Raw genomic sequence first — 17695 nt, forward strand, 5'->3', positions numbered from 1 at the left:
ACCGCTTCAGAAATCTCTGGATCATGCGCGCAAGTTGCGCAATCTTCTCGCCCGCTTATTGTTCTTTTCTTTATACTTATGCCGAGCGTCGGTTCACCTGCAAACGACGCATTTTTTAGAATAATCCTGACTTTGTGCGGAAGAGAAAAAATGAAAATTCGCGCTTTACTGCTTGCTACGAGCATGGCGGCGGCATTGACCGGCTGCCAGAACATGGACTCAAACGGACTGCTTTCCTCAGGCGCAGAGGCTTTTCAGGCCTACAGTCTGAGCGATGCGCAGGTAAAAGCGCTGAGCGATCAGGCCTGTAAGGATATGGACAGCAAAGCTACCATCGCCCCGGCTGGCAGCGAGTATGCAACGCGTCTTGGCAAAATCGCCGCCGCGCTTGGCGATAACATTAACGGCCAGCCGGTGAACTACAAAGTCTATATGGCGAAAGATGTAAATGCCTTTGCCATGGCGAACGGCTGTATCCGCGTATACAGCGGCCTGATGGATATGATGACAGACAACGAAGTCGAAGCGGTGATCGGCCACGAAATGGGTCACGTTGCGCTGGGTCACGTGAAAAAAGGGATGCAGGTTGCGCTGGGTACGAACGCCGTGCGCGCAGCTGCGGCTTCCGCTGGCGGTATTGTCGGCAGCCTGTCGCAATCGCAATTGGGCGATCTTGGCGAGAAACTGGTGAACTCGCAGTTCTCCCAGCGTCAGGAATCCGAGGCGGATGATTACTCGTATGATCTGTTGCGCAAACGTGGGATCAATCCGGCTGGCTTAGCCACCAGTTTTGAGAAACTGGCAAAACTGGAAGCAGGACGTCAAAGCTCAATGTTTGACGATCATCCGGCATCCGCAGAACGTGCGCAACATATTCGCGATCGCATGAGCGCAGACGGGATCAAATAATCTTCGAACAGTGCCGGATGGCGGCGTGAACGCCTTATCCGGCCTACAGAATTACAAATTTAGTCCAGCGATCGGGCGTTATTGGCGAAGCCAGTTTGAGACCGGACAGCGCACAGCCACCGGAGCGTACACGTAGTACGTGAGGATGGCGAGCACTGCCCGGGTTCAAAATGGCGAGTAAAATAGCCCGAAACCGTTACTCGCCTTTTTTCGCCGCCTGGATATAGAGCATTTCTAATGCTAACGTTGCCGCCGCCAGTGCGGTGATCTCTGACTGATCGTAGGCCGGAGCCACTTCAACAACATCCATCCCGACGATGTTCAGATCTTTCAGACCACGTACCAGTTTAATAGCACGATCGGAAGTCAGACCGCCGATCACTGGCGTACCGGTTCCTGGTGCAAACGCCGGATCCAGACAGTCGATATCAAAAGTCAGGTATACCGGCATATCACCGACAATCTGCTTAACCTGAGCGATAATGTCATCAACGCTGCGGTCGTTAACCTGGCACGCATCCAGTACGGTAAAGCCGTTGTCTTTGTCAAACTCGGTACGAATACCGATCTGCACAGAGTGATTCGGATCGATCAGACCTTCGTTCGGCGCAGTGTAGAACATGGTACCGTGGTCGAATTCGCAGCCGTTCGCGTAGGTGTCGGTATGAGCATCAAAGTGCACCAGCGCCATTTTACCAAAGTGTTTAGCGTGTGCGCGCAGCAGCGGCAGCGTGACGAAGTGGTCGCCGCCAAAGGAGAGCATGCGCTTACCAGCAGACAGCAGCTTCTCAGCATGCGCCTGCAGTTTTTCACTCATTTCACGCGCATCCCCGAACGCATAAACCAGATCGCCGCAGTCCACCACGTTCAGGCGCTCGCGCATATCGAAGTTCCACGGGAATCGGTTGTGCTCCCAGGCCAGGTTGGTGGACACCTGACGGATTGCCGCCGGACCATGACGCCCGCCCGCACGACCAGACGTTGCCATATCAAACGGTACACCGGTGATCACCCAGTCGGCGTCGCTGTCGTACGGCATGAAGTTCATCGGCAGACGTAAAAAACCAAAGGCGTTAGAAACCAGGGAGTTGTCGTATTGATGACCTAAGGTGCTCATGTACTGACCTCTTTAAAAATCGATGAAAAAAAATCCCCTCCGCGTCGTTAAGCCCGACGAGGAAGGGATTGATTTGGTAACTGCATATTTACGGCAAATTATCGCCGTTATTTTGTACGGATTCAAGTGAGTGCCACAAATGCTGCCCCCGCGGATTCCGACTGCCGGATGGCGGCTTCGCCTTATCCGGCCTACTTTCGTAGGAACGGTAAGCGCAGCGCCACCAGGCATTTATCGTTACTCATCTTCCAGATAAGTATAACCGTACAGACCGGCTTCAAACTCTTCGAGGAACTGCTGTTGCAGCTCAGCGTCCAGATCGGTGTTTTTCACCTGGTCACGGAACTGCGTCAGCAGGGTGTTCGGATCCAGCTGCACGTATTGCAGCATATCCGCCACGGTATCCCCTTCGTCGGACAGCTCAACTTCTACGCTGCCGTCAGGGAAGACGAACACGTCAACCGCTTCGGTATCACCAAACAGGTTGTGCATGTTGCCGAGGATCTCCTGGTACGCACCCACCATAAAGAAGCCCAGCATCGGCGGGTTCTCAGGGTCATATTCCGGCATCGGCATGGTGGTCGCAATGCCATCACCGTCAACGTAGTGGTCGATAGCACCATCAGAGTCGCAGGTGATATCCAACAGCACCGCACGGCGTTCAGGCACCTGATTCAACCCTTCCAGCGGCATTACCGGGAACAGCTGATCGATCCCCCACGCATCCGGCATCGACTGGAACAGTGAGAAGTTGACGTAAATCTTATCCGCCATACGCTCCTGCAGCTCGTCGATAATCGGACGGTGCGCACGGTTGCTCGGGTCGAGTTGTTTCTGCACTTCATGGCACATGTTCAGATACAGCTGCTCTGCCCACGCACGCTCCTGCAGGCTAAAGGTGCCTGAAGAGTACCCAACGTGAATATCGTGCAGATCCATCTGGCTGTCGTGCAGCCATTCACGCAGCGAACGACGGGTTCCCGGTTCATGCATCTCTTGCCAGGTTTCCCACATGCTTTGCAGGGCACGTGGCGCATCGTCAGCCGGAGGCGTGGCTTCGGTGTGTTCACTACGCTCAACGCCGATAATGTTAGATACCAGCACGGTATGGTGCGCGGTTACCGCGCGGCCAGACTCGGTGATTACCGTCGGATGCGGCAGACCGTGTTCTTCACAGGCGTCGCCAATAGCCCAGATGATGTTGTTGGCGTATTCGTTCAAACCGTAGTTTACAGAACAGTCAGACTGCGAACGGGTACCTTCGTAATCTACGCCCAGACCACCGCCCACGTCGAAGCACTGGATATTAACGCCAAGCTTGTGCAGCTCAACGTAGAAACGCGCCGACTCACGTACGCCGGTGGCGATATCACGAATGTTCGCCATTTGGGAGCCGAGATGGAAGTGCAGCAACTGGATGCTGTCCAGACGACCACGCTCGCGCAGAATTTCTACCAGTTGCAGCACCTGGTTTGCCGCCAGGCCGAATTTTGATTTCTCACCGCCGGAGGACTGCCACTTGCCAGAGCCCTGCGACGCCAGACGCGCACGCACGCCCAGACGCGGAACGACATTCAGGCGTTCAGCTTCATCCAGCACGATAGCGATTTCAGACATCTTCTCGATGACCAGATAGACCTTATGGCCCATCTTCTCGCCAATCAGTGCCAGACGGATATATTCGCGGTCTTTATAACCGTTACACACGATCACGCTACGGGTCATTCCGGCATGGGCCAGAACGGCCATCAATTCAGCTTTGGAACCAGCTTCCAGCCCCAGCGGTTCGCCGGAGTGGATCAGCGATTCAATCACGCGACGATGCTGGTTGACCTTGATCGGGTAAACGAGGAAATAGTCACCGTTGTAACCGTAAGATTCACGGGCTCGTTTAAACGCGGCGTTAATCGAACGCAAACGATGTTGCAGGATCTGCGGGAAGCAGAACAATGCAGGCAGACGCTGGCCCTGCGCTTCACGGGCTTTCACCAACTCAGCAAGGTCAACGCGCGCTTCGGGTACGTCCGGATCCGGGCACACGCTAATGTGGCCCAGTTCATTGACGTCGTAGTAGTTATTACCCCACCAGGCAATATTGTAAGTACGCAGCATCTTGCTGGCTTCCTGGGAACTCATTGCAACCTCCTGCATGGAGCGTAGTACACCGTGTTCGCCTGCTGACGAAGGCGAACCCAAAGAAATGTCGTCAGACATAGCGAACCTCAAATTTTATTAACAAGTGTAAAACAGTTGACTACTATCGCAATCCGAAGACGCGATAACAACCCAAATACAGGCAGAATTTGCAGCAGATAGTGCTGACGCTCCGACTGTGCGACCGGTTTCTTTTTCATATCAATGTAAACACGTAACCGAACTTAATGCTGACGGTTCGGCGAAACCACGAGAAAACTCTTGTTTACCAAGAGCGCCCTTGTTCAGTTCTTAGTGACCGTTACCAGCCCTGGAGTCCTGAGAAGCGCCGAGATGGGTATAACATCGGCAGGTATGCAAGATGCAGATTGCGGGGAACATATGTACACCAGAACGGTGCGACAGATTCAGCAGAATACAACGGTTCATTATCTCGTATCACCTCCACGGTTGCTCCTTACGGAACGAACCCACAAGCCAAAGCTAAAGTCTTAACCCGGCTGGAAGTGGCAACACGATGAAAACGTCGTGTGCTTTTGTATGAGCCGCGCGCCGCGTTTTATACCCATAAGGAAGTCAAAAAGCAAAAGATAAATGCGCGCATTGCCAGCACCGTCAGGAAAAATTTCCAGTTACATTTTCAGTACAATGCGACCTCAATCAAAAAAAGCTGGAAATCAGGCGAAGAACTGTCCTAAAATAGCCGTCCAGATGTTAATCCATCTATACCGATTAACACTCAGACTGCCAGTGTCCGTCATCTGCAGACTCATGGTAGAATCTTCTACACATGGCTATTCCACTCGACAGTTTGAGCTAACCAAATTCTCCTTAGGTGAAATTAAATATGGCAAAACACCTTTTTACGTCCGAGTCCGTATCAGAAGGGCATCCTGACAAAATCGCTGACCAAATCTCTGACGCCGTACTGGACGCAATCCTCGAGCAGGATCCGAAAGCACGCGTTGCCTGCGAAACCTACGTCAAAACCGGTATGGTTTTAGTTGGCGGTGAGATCACCACCAGCGCATGGGTTGATATCGAAGAGATCACCCGTAATACGGTTCGCGAAATTGGCTATGTGCATTCCGACATGGGCTTTGACGCCAACTCTTGTGCGGTACTGAGCGCGATTGGTAAACAGTCTCCGGACATCAACCAGGGTGTTGACCGCGCCGATCCGCTGGAACAGGGCGCAGGCGACCAGGGTCTGATGTTTGGTTATGCAACCAACGAAACCGACGTGCTGATGCCAGCCCCGATCACCTATGCTCACCGTCTGGTGCAGCGTCAGGCTGAAGTGCGTAAAAACGGCACCTTATCCTGGCTGCGTCCGGATGCAAAAAGCCAGGTTACCTTCCAGTATGACGACGGCAAAATCGTCGGTATTGATGCGGTTGTTCTGTCGACTCAGCACTCTGAAGACATCGATCAGAAATCGCTGCAAGAAGCCGTTATGGAAGAGATCATCAAGCCGGTACTGCCGACAGAATGGCTGACTGCTTCGACCAAGTTCTTCATCAACCCAACCGGTCGTTTCGTAATCGGCGGTCCAATGGGCGACTGTGGACTGACAGGTCGTAAAATCATCGTTGATACCTACGGCGGCATGGCGCGTCACGGCGGCGGTGCATTCTCTGGTAAGGATCCGTCTAAAGTTGACCGTTCCGCAGCCTATGCAGCTCGTTACGTCGCGAAAAACATTGTTGCCGCTGGTCTGGCTGATCGCTGTGAGATTCAGGTTTCCTACGCAATCGGCGTGGCTGAACCGACCTCTATCATGGTGGAAACGTTTGGTACTGAAAAAGTGCCTTCTGAGCAACTGACCCTGCTGGTGCGCGAGTTCTTCGACCTGCGCCCGTATGGTCTGATTCAGATGCTGGATCTGCTGCACCCGATTTACAAAGAAACCGCTGCTTACGGTCACTTTGGTCGCGAACATTTCCCATGGGAAAAAACCGACAAAGCCGCTCTGCTGCGTGAAGCTGCCGGTCTGAAGTAATTCCCTCACGGCTCAACGCTTATGAAGACCAGCCTCGCGCTGGTCTTTTTTATGTCCTTTTCTCTTCCATACCCCATAGCCAAAGCTACGCTAATCTCCCTTGTTGCAAACAACAAATGAAAGCGATTACATATCGTAGAATTTCGATCCAACATGAATCAACATCTCTTCGTTACTATGATTGCATCACTGTTACATTATATTTCAGCATTATCTTAAACCCAGACAATCAATGTTATTCATGTGAAATAAATAACGTTATTTTTCAATCAAATAACCAATAACTTACATGAATGCTAGTGTAACCGATTACACTAATGTGATGTGATTCGCATTTTTTTACCCCGTACTCACCTACCCTTAACATCAACAAAACTAGCTACCCAACCGGAGGGCATCATGCCTGACAATAAAAAAACGGGGCGTTCCAACAAAGCCATGACATTTTTTGTCTGCTTTCTTGCAGCCCTGGCTGGATTACTTTTTGGCCTGGATATCGGTGTTATTGCCGGAGCTTTACCGTTCATCACCGACGAGTTCCAAATTACCCCCCACACTCAGGAATGGGTGGTGAGTTCGATGATGTTTGGTGCTGCCGTGGGTGCCGTCGGCAGCGGTTGGCTCTCCTTCAAACTGGGGCGTAAAAAGAGTTTGATGATCGGCGCAATCCTGTTTGTTGCCGGTTCACTGTTCTCCGCCGCGGCACCAAACGTTGAAGTGCTGTTGGTTTCCCGCGTGCTGCTCGGCCTTGCGGTAGGCGTTGCGTCTTATACCGCGCCGCTTTACCTGTCTGAAATTGCCCCGGAAAAAATTCGTGGCAGCATGATCTCTATGTATCAGTTGATGATCACCATCGGTATTTTGGGTGCGTATCTTTCCGATACGGCGTTTAGCTACAGCGGCGCATGGCGCTGGATGCTGGGCGTGATCATCATCCCTGCCCTGCTGCTGCTGGTTGGCGTTATCTTCCTGCCGGACAGCCCACGCTGGTTTGCTGCTAAACGTCGTTTTGTCGATGCTGAACGTGTTCTGTTGCGTTTGCGTGATACCAGCGCAGAAGCCAAACGCGAGCTGGATGAAATTCGTGAAAGTCTGCAGGTGAAGCAGAGCGGCTGGGCGCTGTTTAAAGAAAACAGCAACTTCCGCCGCGCGGTATTCCTTGGCGTCCTGTTACAGGTGATGCAGCAGTTCACCGGGATGAACGTCATTATGTATTACGCACCGAAAATCTTTGAGCTGGCGGGCTACACCAACACCACCGAGCAGATGTGGGGGACTGTTATCGTCGGTCTGACCAACGTGCTGGCAACCTTTATCGCCATTGGCCTGGTTGACCGTTGGGGCCGCAAGCCTACGCTGATCCTCGGCTTTATCGTCATGGCCGTCGGTATGGGCGTGCTGGGTACGATGATGCACGTGGGTATTCACTCGGCGGCCGCGCAATACTTCGCTGTACTGATGCTGCTGATGTTTATCGTTGGCTTTGCCATGAGCGCCGGTCCGCTGATTTGGGTTCTGTGCTCTGAAATCCAACCGCTGAAAGGCCGCGATTTCGGTATCACCTGCTCTACCGCAACCAACTGGATTGCCAATATGATCGTCGGTGCAACCTTCCTGACGATGCTGAACTCGCTGGGAAGCGCCAATACTTTCTGGGTCTACGGTGGTCTGAACGTCCTGTTCATCTTCCTGACCCTGTGGTTGATACCTGAAACTAAAAATGTCTCTCTGGAACACATTGAACGTAACCTGATGAAAGGTCGTAAACTGCGCGAAATTGGCGCACACGACTAATCACGAAAAGCTTCCTCCCCCGCGGGAGGAAGCCTTCCTCTTGCAGTCCCTTCCCTGTCGCACTATCCTCTGGCGTTATGAAAACCTCCCGTCTCCCTATCGCCATCCAGCAAGCCGTTATGCGCAGCCTGCGGGAAAAACTCGCTCAGGCCAATCTCAAGCTAGAACGCAATTACCCGGAGCCAAAGCTGGTTTACCAACAGCGCGGAACCGCCGCGGGTACCGCGTGGCTACAAACCTACGAAATTCGTCTGAATCCCGTCCTGCTGATGGAGAACGTTGACGCGTTCGTTAACGAAGTGGTGCCCCATGAACTGGCGCATTTACTGGTGTGGAAATACTTTGGCCGCGTGCCGCCGCACGGCAAAGAGTGGAAATGGATGATGGAAAGCGTGCTGGGCGTGCCAGCCCGACGTACGCATCAGTTCGAACTGCAATCCGTGCAGCGTAAGACCTTTACTTACCGCTGCAAGTGTCAGGAACACCAACTGACCGTACGCCGCCATAACCGCGTGATACGCGGCGAAGCCACCTACCGCTGCGTTCACTGCGGCGAACTACTGATTGCAGAATAATCTTCAGAATTATCAGTAACTTTTCTGATCTAACTGATTGCATACAGGAATGACTTTCGCTACGTTGCGGGCTCGTTTTGACACGGAGTTCGTGATGTACCGTAATTTTTCTTTTGCTGCGGCCTTGTTAGCCGCAGCATTTTCAGGCCCGGCTTTAGCCGAAGGCATCAACAGTTTTTCTCAGGCAAAAGCGGCGGGCGTCAAAGTTAACGCCGATGCACCAGGCGATTTCTACTGCGGTTGTAAAATTAACTGGCAAGGCAAAAAAGGGGTCGTGGACCTCGAATCCTGCGGCTATAAAGTGCGAAAAAACGAAAACCGCGCCAGTCGAATTGAATGGGAGCACGTTGTCCCCGCCTGGCAGTTTGGTCATCAGCGTCAGTGCTGGCAGGACGGAGGGCGTAAAAACTGCGCTAAAGATCCGGTCTATCGCAAAATGGAAAGCGATATGCATAACCTGCAGCCTGCGGTAGGTGAAGTGAATGGCGATCGCGCTAACTTCATGTACAGCCAGTGGAACGGTGGCGAAGGCCAGTATGGACAGTGCGCGATGAAGGTTGATTTCAAAGAGAAAGTTGCCGAGCCGCCTGCCCGCGCCCGTGGCGCCATCGCGCGTACCTATTTTTATATGCGCGACCAATACAACCTGACGCTCTCTCGCCAGCAAACCCAGCTTTTTAATGCCTGGAATAAGCAGTATCCGGTCACCGACTGGGAGTGTGAGCGCGACGAACGCATCGCGAAGGTACAGGGGAATCATAACCCCTATGTGCAACGCGCTTGCCAGGCGCAAAAGAGCTAACCTACACTAGCGGCAATATTTTTAACCATGCCCTGCCTGTTGCAGCCCAGGGCCATGACGCGGATGTTTAACTATGCGCATTCCTCGCATTTATCACCCAGAGCCACTCGCTTCCGGTAGCCAAATTTCACTGTGTGAAGATGCTGCCAACCATATCGGCCGTGTACTACGTATGGGGCCAGGCCAGCCGCTACAGCTGTTTGATGGCAGCAATCAGGTATTCGACGCCGAAATTACCCATGCCAGTAAGAAAAGCGTGGAAGTGAAGGTGCTTAACGCTGAACTCGACGATCGGGAATCACCGTTGCATATCCACCTGGGCCAGGTAATGTCGCGCGGTGAAAAAATGGAATTTACTATCCAGAAATCGATTGAACTGGGTGTAAGCCTCATTACGCCACTTTTTTCTGAGCGTTGCGGCGTTAAACTGGACAATGAACGCCTGAACAAGAAGCTCCAGCAGTGGCAGAAAATCGCTATTGCCGCCTGCGAACAGTGCGGTCGTAATCGGGTGCCTGAAATTCGCCCGGCAATGGATCTGGAAGCATGGTGCGCAGAACAGGACGAAGGACTGAAGCTCAATCTGCATCCTCGCGCCAGCGCCAGCATTAACACGCTGCCGCTCCCGGTGGAGCGCATCCGCTTGCTGATTGGCCCGGAAGGTGGGTTGTCGGCAGATGAAATTGCCATGACCGCACGGTATCAGTTTACTGATATTCTGTTAGGACCTCGCGTTCTGCGTACTGAGACAACTGCGCTCACCGCCATTACCGCGCTTCAGGTGCGTTTTGGCGATCTGGGCTAAGGCATAAACGGAGAAGAACATGATCAAGCTCGGCATCGTGATGGATCCCATCGCAAGCATCAACATCAAGAAAGATTCCAGTTTCGCTATGCTGCTGGAAGCGCAACGCCGCGGTTACGAAATTCATTATATGGAGATGGCCGATCTTTATCTGATCAACGGTGAAGCCCGCGCCCATACGCGTACCCTGAGCGTAGAGCAGAACTACGACAAATGGTATGAGTTCAAGAGCGAACAGGATCTCCCGCTGGCAGACCTGGACGTTATTCTGATGCGTAAGGATCCGCCGTTTGATACCGAGTTCATCTACGCGACCTATATTCTGGAACGTGCAGAAGAGAAAGGAACGCTGATCGTCAACAAACCGCAGAGCCTGCGCGACTGCAACGAAAAGTTGTTCACCGCATGGTTTGCCGATCTGACGCCGGAAACTCTGGTCACGCGTAATAAAGCGCAGCTGAAAGCCTTCTGGCAAAAACACAGCGACATCATTCTCAAACCGCTGGACGGCATGGGCGGGGCCTCTATTTTCCGCGTGAAGGAAGGCGATCCGAACCTTGGCGTTATTGCGGAAACGCTGACCGAGCACGGTACCCGCTACTGCATGGCGCAGAACTATCTGCCAGCCATTAAAGACGGCGATAAACGCGTGCTGGTGGTCGATGGCGAACCCGTTCCTTACTGCCTGGCGCGTATTCCGCAGGGCGGCGAAACCCGTGGCAACCTGGCCGCAGGTGGTCGTGGCGAGCCGCGTCCATTAACCGACAGTGACTGGGAAATTGCCCGTCGCATTGGGCCAACGCTGAAAGCGAAAGGTTTGATTTTTGTCGGTCTGGATATCATTGGCGATCGTCTGACGGAAATTAACGTCACCAGCCCAACCTGTATTCGTGAAATTGAAGCGGAGTTCCCGGTTTCGATTACCGGTATGCTGATGGATGCTATTGAAGCGCGCCTGCAAAAATAAAAGAACTCGCCGGTAGAAGGGACCCTACCGATACTAATAGTGACAGCGCTCCTGTTTGTACGCATACTGGGCGCTGTTGCTTTTTTGAACCAGGAAACAGAACCTCTGACAATGAATTTACAGCATCACTTTCTAATTGCCATGCCTGCTCTCCAGGATCCAATTTTCCGCCGTTCCGTGGTGTATATTTGCGAACACAATGAGAACGGAGCAATGGGGATTATCGTCAATAAGCCTCTGGAAAACTTACAAATTGAAGGGATTCTGGAAAAGCTGAAGATTACTCCAGAAGAACGCGATCCGGCCATTCGTCTGGATAAGCCCGTGATGCTCGGCGGCCCGCTGGCAGAAGACCGTGGATTTATACTTCATACCCCACCGTCGCGCTTTGCGTCCAGTATTCGCATTTCTGATAACACCATCATCACAACCTCCCGCGATGTATTAGAAACTCTGGGCACGCAGGAGCAACCATCCGAGGTGCTGGTGGCATTAGGCTATTCATCATGGGAAAAGGGCCAACTGGAACAAGAGTTACTGGATAACGCCTGGCTTACGGCCCCTGCCGATCTCAACATCTTATTCAAAACGCCGATTGCCGACCGCTGGCGCGATGCGGCGAAGCTTATCGGGATAGATATTCAGACCATGCCCGGCGTGGCGGGACACGCATGATGAACGGAACATTACTCTCTTTTGATTTTGGTACGAAAAGTATCGGCGTCGCCGTGGGTCAGCGCATTACCGGTACGGCCAGGCCATTGCCCGCCATCAAAGCACAGGACGGTACGCCAGACTGGAATTTGATTGAACGCCTGCTGAAAGAGTGGCAACCGGATGAAATCATTGTCGGCCTGCCGCTCAACATGGATGGCACCGAACAGCCCCTTACCGCGCGCGCACGTAAATTCGCTAACCGCATTCATGGTCGCTTTGGCGTAACCGTAACGCTGCACGATGAACGTTTGAGCACCGTCGAAGCCCGCTCAGGCCTGTTTGAGCAAGGCGGTTACCGGGCGTTGAATAAAGGCAAAGTAGACTCCGCTTCTGCCGTTATTATCCTGGAAAGCTATTTCGAGCAGGGCTATTAAAGCCGCCCCTGCGCCTGTCGCTGCTGTAAACTTTGTGCAAACGTCTGCATACCTGTCTGCTGCCCGGTTTGAATCACGCCGGGTAGCTGATGCGTTTTCCCTTCGCGGATCAAATTGCCCACGGCGGGCGTGTTGACGAGCAGTTCGAATAGCGCCACGCGTCCCCCCTGCTTATCCTCCTCCAGTTTTTGCGAAAGAACCGCCCGCAGGCTATCTGCCAGTTGGTTACGCACAGGATCTTTCTCTGTTGCTGCAAAGGAATCCACCAGCCGCGCGATGGCCTGCGCCGCACCTCGCGTATGTAACGTTGCCAGCACCAGATGTCCGGTCTCCGCCGCCGTTAATGCCAGCCGAATGGTTTCCACGTCGCGCAGCTCGCCCAGCAAAATAACGTCGGGATCTTCGCGTAGCGCACCGCGCAAACCGGTGGCGAAAGAGGCGCAATGTGCGCCCACCTCCCGCTGTTGAATCAGACAACGTCGGCTGGTGTAGCGATATTCAATAGGATCTTCCAGCGTCAGAATGTGCCCCTCAATATGCTGATTAAGATACTCCACCATCGCCGCCAGGGTCGTAGATTTACCGCTGCCGGTAGCGCCTGTCACCAGAATCAACCCATTTTCACTGTGAAGCAGTTCAGGTATGACCGCGGGAGGCTGAAGATCGTCTAAATGAGGACAATCCAGCGGTAGCAGTCTTAGCGCCAGCGAGGTTCCCTGCAGATGGACAAATGCGCTGGCGCGCAGCCGCCGGGAGTCCGTCAGGGTAACGGCAAAATCAATCTGCCCTTGCTCCTGCAACTGTACCTGTTGTTGCTCACTGAGCCAGCACATCAGCAGATTCTCTACGTCAGGCGCGGTAAACGGTGCGCTTTCGACTTTTCCATGTCTGCGCCAACGCGCAGGCCATGCATTGCACAGGTGTAGATCCGACACGTTATGCTTTACACTAAGGGCCACTATTTCTTCCATATTCATATGAACATCCTCGGAAAATGAACGATATCGCGCATAACCTGGCACATGTCCGGGACAAAATCTCAGCCGCCGCGACGCGTTGCGGGCGGTCTTCAGAAGAAGTTATGTTGCTTGCAGTCAGCAAAACCAAACCTGCGAGCGCCATCGAAGAAGCCATTACCGCAGGGCAGCGTGCCTTCGGTGAAAACTATGTCCAGGAAGGGGTGGATAAAATCCGCTACTTTCAGGAAAAAAGCGTCAACGATCTGCAGTGGCACTTTATCGGCCCGCTGCAGTCCAACAAAAGTCGTCTGGTCGCTGAACATTTTGACTGGTGCCATACGATCGACCGTCTACGTATCGCTGCCCGTCTGAGCGAACAGCGCCCGGCAGACCTGCCGCCGCTGAATGTGCTGATCCAGATTAATATCAGCGATGAGAACAGTAAGTCAGGGATTCCGCTGGCAGAGCTTGATGCCCTGGCCGCTGAAGTCGCTGCGCTGCCGCGCATTACCCTGCGTGGTTTGATGGCTATTCCCGCTCCTGAGTCAGATTATGTAAGGCAGTTTGAAGTTGCACAGCAAATGGCTGTAGCATTTGCCGGGTTGAAAACACGCTATCCAAATATCGATACGCTCTCGCTGGGGATGTCTGATGATATGGATGCCGCTATCGCGGCGGGTAGCACGATGGTGCGCATCGGCACTGCCATTTTTGGTGCTCGTGATTACACTAAAAAATAAGGAAAATTAAGGAACACCATGAATACGTTGACCTTCCTGCTCTCAACGGTAATTGAGCTGTATACCATGGCGCTGCTGCTGCGCGTGTGGATGCAATGGTCTCGCTGCGATTTCTACAACCCGTTCTCGCAGTTTATTGTGAAAATCACTCAGCCCATTATTGGGCCGTTACGCCGTATTATTCCGCCAATGGGGCCCATTGACAGCGCATCAGCATTAGTCGCGCTCGTTCTCAGCTTTATCAAAGCCATCGTGCTATTTAAGGTGGTCACGTTCCAGCCGATCATCTGGATCGCCGCCGTGCTGATTGTCCTGAAGACCATTGGGCTGCTGATTTTCTGGGTGCTGCTGGTAATGGCGATTATGAGCTGGGTCAGCCAGGGTCGCAGTCCGGTGGAGTACGTGCTGATTCAACTGGCGGATCCGCTGTTGCGTCCTATCCGTCGCATACTTCCAGGCATGGGCGGGATCGATTTCTCCCCAATGATTCTGGTTCTGCTGCTCTATGTCATTAACATGGGTATCGCGGAAGTGTTACAGGCGACAGGCAACATGCTGCTGCCGGGGCTGTGGATGGCGCTATGAGTGCCGTTACACCCTGCGACGACGGTCTGGTTTTACGGCTCTATATTCAGCCGAAAGCCAGCCGTGACAGTATTGTGGGTTTACATGGCGACGAAGTTAAAGTCGCCATTACCGCCCCGCCGGTCGATGGACAAGCCAACAGCCATCTGGTGAAGTTTCTCGGCAAACAGTTCCGCGTAGCGAAAAGCCAGGTCGTTATTGAGAAGGGCGAGCTTGGTCGCCACAAACAGGTTAAAATTATTCATCCGCAACAGATCCCGCCCGAAATTGCGGCGCTAACTGATTAGGTATCCCATGCAAAAAGTTGTCCTCGCGACCGGCAATGCCGGTAAAGTGCGTGAACTCTCCTCTCTTCTGAGTGATTTCGGTCTTGATGTTGTTGCCCAAACGGATCTGGGAGTTGATTCTGCAGAAGAGACCGGACTGACGTTTATTGAGAACGCCATTCTGAAGGCGCGTCATGCCGCGCAAATTACGGGTTTGCCAGCCATTGCTGATGACTCCGGCCTGGCAGTAAATGCCCTTGGCGGCGCGCCGGGTATCTATTCAGCCCGCTATTCCGGCGAAGATGCGACCGATCAGCAGAACCTGGAAAAACTGCTGCACACCCTGCGGGATGTCCCGGATGACCAGCGTCAGGCGCAATTCCACTGCGTGCTGGTGTATATGCGCCATGCGGACGATCCCACGCCTTTAGTGTGCCACGGAAGCTGGCCGGGCGTGATTACCCGTGAACCGGCCGGAAACGGTGGTTTTGGTTACGACCCAATCTTTTTTGTGCCGTCCGAAGGAAAAACAGCTGCTGAGCTGACCCGCGAAGAAAAAAGTGCGATTTCTCACCGCGGACAGGCACTGAAGCTGCTGCTGGATGCCCTGCGCAATGGTTAACCTTCCGCCGCTAAGTCTTTATATTCACATCCCCTGGTGCGTGCAGAAATGCCCGTACTGCGACTTTAACTCGCATGCGCTTAAGGGCGAGGTTCCTCATGACGACTATGTTCAGCACCTGCTGAGCGATCTGGATACTGAGGTGGCCCACGCCCAGGGGCGGGAAGTAAAGACAATTTTTATCGGTGGTGGTACGCCGAGCCTGCTTTCTGGCCCGGCAATGCAAACGCTGCTCGACGGCGTGCGTGCACGGCTGAATCTGGCCGCAGATGCAGAAATCACAATGGAGGCGAATCCCGGGACGGTGGAAGCCGATCGCTTTGTTGATTATCAACGCGCTGGCGTAAACCGTATCTCGATTGGCGTACAGAGCTTTAGCTCCGCCAAACTCGAGCGTCTGGGACGTATTCACGGGCCGGAAGAAGCCAAACGAGCAGCACACCTGGCGAGCGGTCTGGGGCTACGCAGCTTTAACCTCGACCTGATGCATGGTTTGCCAGATCAGACGCTGGAAGAGGCGCTGGGCGATTTACAGCAGGCCATCGCGCTCAACCCACCGCATCTTTCCTGGTATCAGTTGACCATCGAACCCAACACGCTGTTCGGTTCCCAACCGCCTGTTTTACCAGACGATGATGCGCTGTGGGATATTTTTGAGCAAGGCCACCAGTTGCTGACCGCCGCCGGGTATCAACAGTACGAAACCTCAGCCTATGCGAAGCCGGGCTATCAGTGTCAGCACAACCTTAATTACTGGCGTTTTGGCGACTATCTCGGTATTGGCTGCGGCGCGCATGGCAAAATTACGTTCCCGGACGGGCGCATTCTGCGTACCACCAAAACGCGGCATCCGCGTGGCTACATGCAAGGGCGTTATCTCGAAAGCCAGCGTGATGTCGCCGAAGCCGATAAGCCGTTCGAGTTCTTTATGAACCGTTTCCGGTTGCTTGAGGCCGCGCCTCGCGCGGAGTTCAGACAATATACCGGGCTTACCGAGGACGTTATTCGTCGACAGATCGATGAGGCTATTTCCCAGGGCTACCTGAGTGAATGCGATGAATACTGGCAGATTACTCAACACGGTAAGCTGTTTTTGAACTCTCTGTTGGAGCTGTTTCTGGCGGAGTAATACGGTAACGATGTAGGCCGGATAAGGCCTTGAGCCGCATCCGGCAAATTGCCTGATGGCGCTGCGCTTATCAGGCCTACAGGGTTAGGTCGATGAGCGCAGCCACCTTCAGTCATTAATACTGATTAAACATTTCCTGGATCTGTTTAGGATCCTTGGTTTGAGTCAGCGCAAGCTGCAGCAGAACACGTGCTTTTTGCGGGTTCAGGGAACCTGAAGCCACAAATCCGTATTTTGCATCATCAACTTCTGCATCCTGCGTGGTGGCACCCGTTGGTACACGAGATGAACGCACCACAACGGTACCTTTATGCGCGGCGGTTGCCAGCGTATCGAAAATGGTTTTATACAAGTTACCGTTACCTACACCTGCACTAACGATCCCTGCGTAACCCGCATCTACCAGTGCTTTTGCCGGCAGATCGGAGGCGTTAGCATAGTTGTAAACAATCCCAACTTTCGGCAACTCGGTCAGCTTAGAAACATCGAACGGAGTAGACGTGGTGTGCTTACGCGCAGGCGTACGCTGGTAGTCGATTTTACCGTTATGAATGTAACCCAACGGGCCGTAGTTAACGGATTTGAAGGTAGCAACGTCGGTAGTGTTGGTTTTAGTCACGTCGCGACCATCCATAACGGTGTCGTTCATCACCACCAGCACTCCGCGGTTGGCAGAGGCTTTGTCTGCGGCAGTTACCACTGCGTTATACAGGTTGAACGGGCCATCAGCACTCATACCCGTAGATGGACGCATGGCGCCGACCAGCACGACCGGCTTGTTGCACTTGACGGTCAGGTCGAGGAAATAGGCGGTTTCTTCCATGGTATCCGTACCATGTGTCACCACGAAGCCGTCGGTTTTATCACACTCGGTATTAATCTTTTTGGCCAGCGTTAACCAGACTTCGTCATTCATATCCTGGGAGCCGATGTTCACCACCTGCTCGCCTTTAACGACAGCGATATCTTTCAACTGAGGTACGGCCTCAACCAGATTTTCTACGCCAACCTTGCCTGCCGTGTAGTTAGATTTTGTCGCGGAATCACCACCGCCAGCAATCGTCCCGCCGGTCGCTAAAATGGTGATGTTTGGCAGTGCAAGCGCCGCGCCGCTGAAACCCATAACCAGTGCGGCAAGTGCCGTTTTCTTGAAAAACTCCATGTTATTTCTCCAGTTA

General features: G+C 53.2%; 20 protein-coding genes. 14 read left to right on the forward strand and 6 right to left on the reverse strand.

What is annotated here, in order from left to right; genetic code table 11:
* The first annotated feature begins 150 nt into the window (after window positions 1-150).
* The gene (loiP, locus tag OGV74_RS07615; protein ID WP_003027053.1) at window positions 151-909 is read left to right on the forward strand and encodes a metalloprotease LoiP; all 759 of its coding nucleotides are present in this window, start codon (window positions 151-153) and stop codon (window positions 907-909) included.
* Window positions 910-1105: 196 nt separating this feature from the next.
* Here loiP and speB read toward each other — a convergent pair whose 3' ends face one another.
* From speB to yqgG, 4 genes are all read right to left on the reverse strand, one after another.
* Window positions 1106-2026: an agmatinase gene (speB, locus tag OGV74_RS07620; protein ID WP_003027056.1), complete on the reverse strand. Its 921-nt coding sequence runs from the start codon at window positions 2024-2026 to the stop codon at window positions 1106-1108.
* A gap of 237 nt (window positions 2027-2263) precedes the next feature.
* Complete coding sequence (gene speA / locus OGV74_RS07625) at window positions 2264-4240, reverse strand: biosynthetic arginine decarboxylase (protein ID WP_003027059.1); 1977 nt, start codon at window positions 4238-4240, stop codon at window positions 2264-2266.
* Window positions 4241-4248: 8 nt separating this feature from the next.
* Window positions 4249-4380 (reverse strand): acid stress response protein YqgB, encoded by a 132-nt coding sequence (gene yqgB / locus OGV74_RS07630; RefSeq protein ID WP_003027062.1) that lies wholly within the window; start codon window positions 4378-4380, stop codon window positions 4249-4251.
* Between the two features lie 91 nt (window positions 4381-4471).
* Window positions 4472-4609 carry a small protein YqgG gene (yqgG, locus tag OGV74_RS07635; protein WP_269147429.1) on the reverse strand — a complete coding sequence of 46 codons (138 nt, stop codon included), beginning with the start codon at window positions 4607-4609 and terminating at the stop codon, window positions 4472-4474.
* A 418-nt stretch (window positions 4610-5027) separates the two neighbouring features.
* Between yqgG and metK the strand changes: the two genes are divergently transcribed.
* The 8 genes from metK to ruvX all read left to right on the forward strand — a co-directional run bounded on the left by metK (window position 5028) and on the right by ruvX (window position 12216).
* Entirely contained in the window at window positions 5028-6182 is a 1155-nt protein-coding gene (gene metK / locus OGV74_RS07640; RefSeq protein WP_003027071.1) for a methionine adenosyltransferase, read from the forward strand.
* A gap of 399 nt (window positions 6183-6581) precedes the next feature.
* A complete protein-coding gene (gene galP / locus OGV74_RS07645) occupies window positions 6582-7976 on the forward strand; it encodes a galactose/proton symporter (RefSeq protein ID WP_003027074.1) in 1395 nt (464 codons plus the stop codon).
* 77 nt (window positions 7977-8053) lie between these two features.
* The gene (locus tag OGV74_RS07650; RefSeq protein ID WP_086504560.1) at window positions 8054-8551 is read left to right on the forward strand and encodes a SprT family zinc-dependent metalloprotease; all 498 of its coding nucleotides are present in this window, start codon (window positions 8054-8056) and stop codon (window positions 8549-8551) included.
* Between the two features lie 94 nt (window positions 8552-8645).
* Window positions 8646-9353 (forward strand): deoxyribonuclease I, encoded by a 708-nt coding sequence (endA, locus tag OGV74_RS07655; RefSeq protein ID WP_016150969.1) that lies wholly within the window; start codon window positions 8646-8648, stop codon window positions 9351-9353.
* Between the two features lie 73 nt (window positions 9354-9426).
* Window positions 9427-10158, forward strand: coding sequence for a 16S rRNA (uracil(1498)-N(3))-methyltransferase (rsmE, locus tag OGV74_RS07660; protein ID WP_003027080.1), 732 nt, complete (start codon window positions 9427-9429; stop codon window positions 10156-10158).
* Window positions 10159-10177: 19 nt separating this feature from the next.
* On the forward strand, window positions 10178-11125 hold the full coding sequence (gene gshB, locus OGV74_RS07665; protein WP_003027083.1) for a glutathione synthase: 948 nt from the start codon (window positions 10178-10180) through the stop codon (window positions 11123-11125).
* Window positions 11126-11236: 111 nt separating this feature from the next.
* On the forward strand, window positions 11237-11800 hold the full coding sequence (locus OGV74_RS07670) for a YqgE/AlgH family protein (protein ID WP_003027086.1): 564 nt from the start codon (window positions 11237-11239) through the stop codon (window positions 11798-11800).
* A complete protein-coding gene (ruvX, locus tag OGV74_RS07675) occupies window positions 11800-12216 on the forward strand; it encodes a Holliday junction resolvase RuvX (protein ID WP_003027087.1) in 417 nt (138 codons plus the stop codon). The genes OGV74_RS07670 and ruvX overlap by 1 nt, the downstream gene beginning before the upstream one ends.
* Here ruvX and OGV74_RS07680 read toward each other — a convergent pair.
* On the reverse strand, window positions 12213-13193 hold the full coding sequence (locus tag OGV74_RS07680) for a type IV pilus twitching motility protein PilT (protein ID WP_003027090.1): 981 nt from the start codon (window positions 13191-13193) through the stop codon (window positions 12213-12215). The two genes, ruvX and OGV74_RS07680, sit on opposite strands and share 4 nt — an antisense overlap.
* Window positions 13194-13210: 17 nt before the next feature.
* On the opposite strand from OGV74_RS07680, the gene OGV74_RS07685 reads away from it, so the two are divergent.
* The 5 genes from OGV74_RS07685 to hemW are packed head-to-tail and all read left to right on the forward strand — an operon-like array spanning window position 13211 to window position 16517.
* Window positions 13211-13915 (forward strand): YggS family pyridoxal phosphate-dependent enzyme, encoded by a 705-nt coding sequence (locus OGV74_RS07685; protein ID WP_086504562.1) that lies wholly within the window; start codon window positions 13211-13213, stop codon window positions 13913-13915.
* A gap of 18 nt (window positions 13916-13933) precedes the next feature.
* Complete coding sequence (locus tag OGV74_RS07690) at window positions 13934-14500, forward strand: YggT family protein (protein ID WP_003825417.1); 567 nt, start codon at window positions 13934-13936, stop codon at window positions 14498-14500.
* Window positions 14497-14787 carry a DUF167 family protein YggU gene (yggU, locus tag OGV74_RS07695; RefSeq protein WP_003027101.1) on the forward strand — a complete coding sequence of 97 codons (291 nt, stop codon included), beginning with the start codon at window positions 14497-14499 and terminating at the stop codon, window positions 14785-14787. Before OGV74_RS07690 ends, yggU begins: the two co-directional genes overlap by 4 nt.
* 7 nt (window positions 14788-14794) lie before the next feature.
* Entirely contained in the window at window positions 14795-15388 is a 594-nt protein-coding gene (locus OGV74_RS07700; RefSeq protein ID WP_286520617.1) for an XTP/dITP diphosphatase, read from the forward strand.
* Complete coding sequence (gene hemW / locus OGV74_RS07705) at window positions 15381-16517, forward strand: radical SAM family heme chaperone HemW (protein WP_086504563.1); 1137 nt, start codon at window positions 15381-15383, stop codon at window positions 16515-16517. Before OGV74_RS07700 ends, hemW begins: the two co-directional genes overlap by 8 nt.
* 115 nt (window positions 16518-16632) lie before the next feature.
* Here hemW and ansB read toward each other — a convergent pair whose 3' ends face one another.
* Window positions 16633-17679 carry an L-asparaginase 2 gene (gene ansB, locus OGV74_RS07710; protein ID WP_003027108.1) on the reverse strand — a complete coding sequence of 349 codons (1047 nt, stop codon included), beginning with the start codon at window positions 17677-17679 and terminating at the stop codon, window positions 16633-16635.
* Between the last annotated feature and the right edge of the window lie 16 nt (window positions 17680-17695).

It is taken from the genome of Citrobacter sp. Cf116 (assembly GCF_030336505.1).
Taxonomy (GTDB): Bacteria; Pseudomonadota; Gammaproteobacteria; order Enterobacterales; family Enterobacteriaceae; genus Citrobacter; species Citrobacter freundii.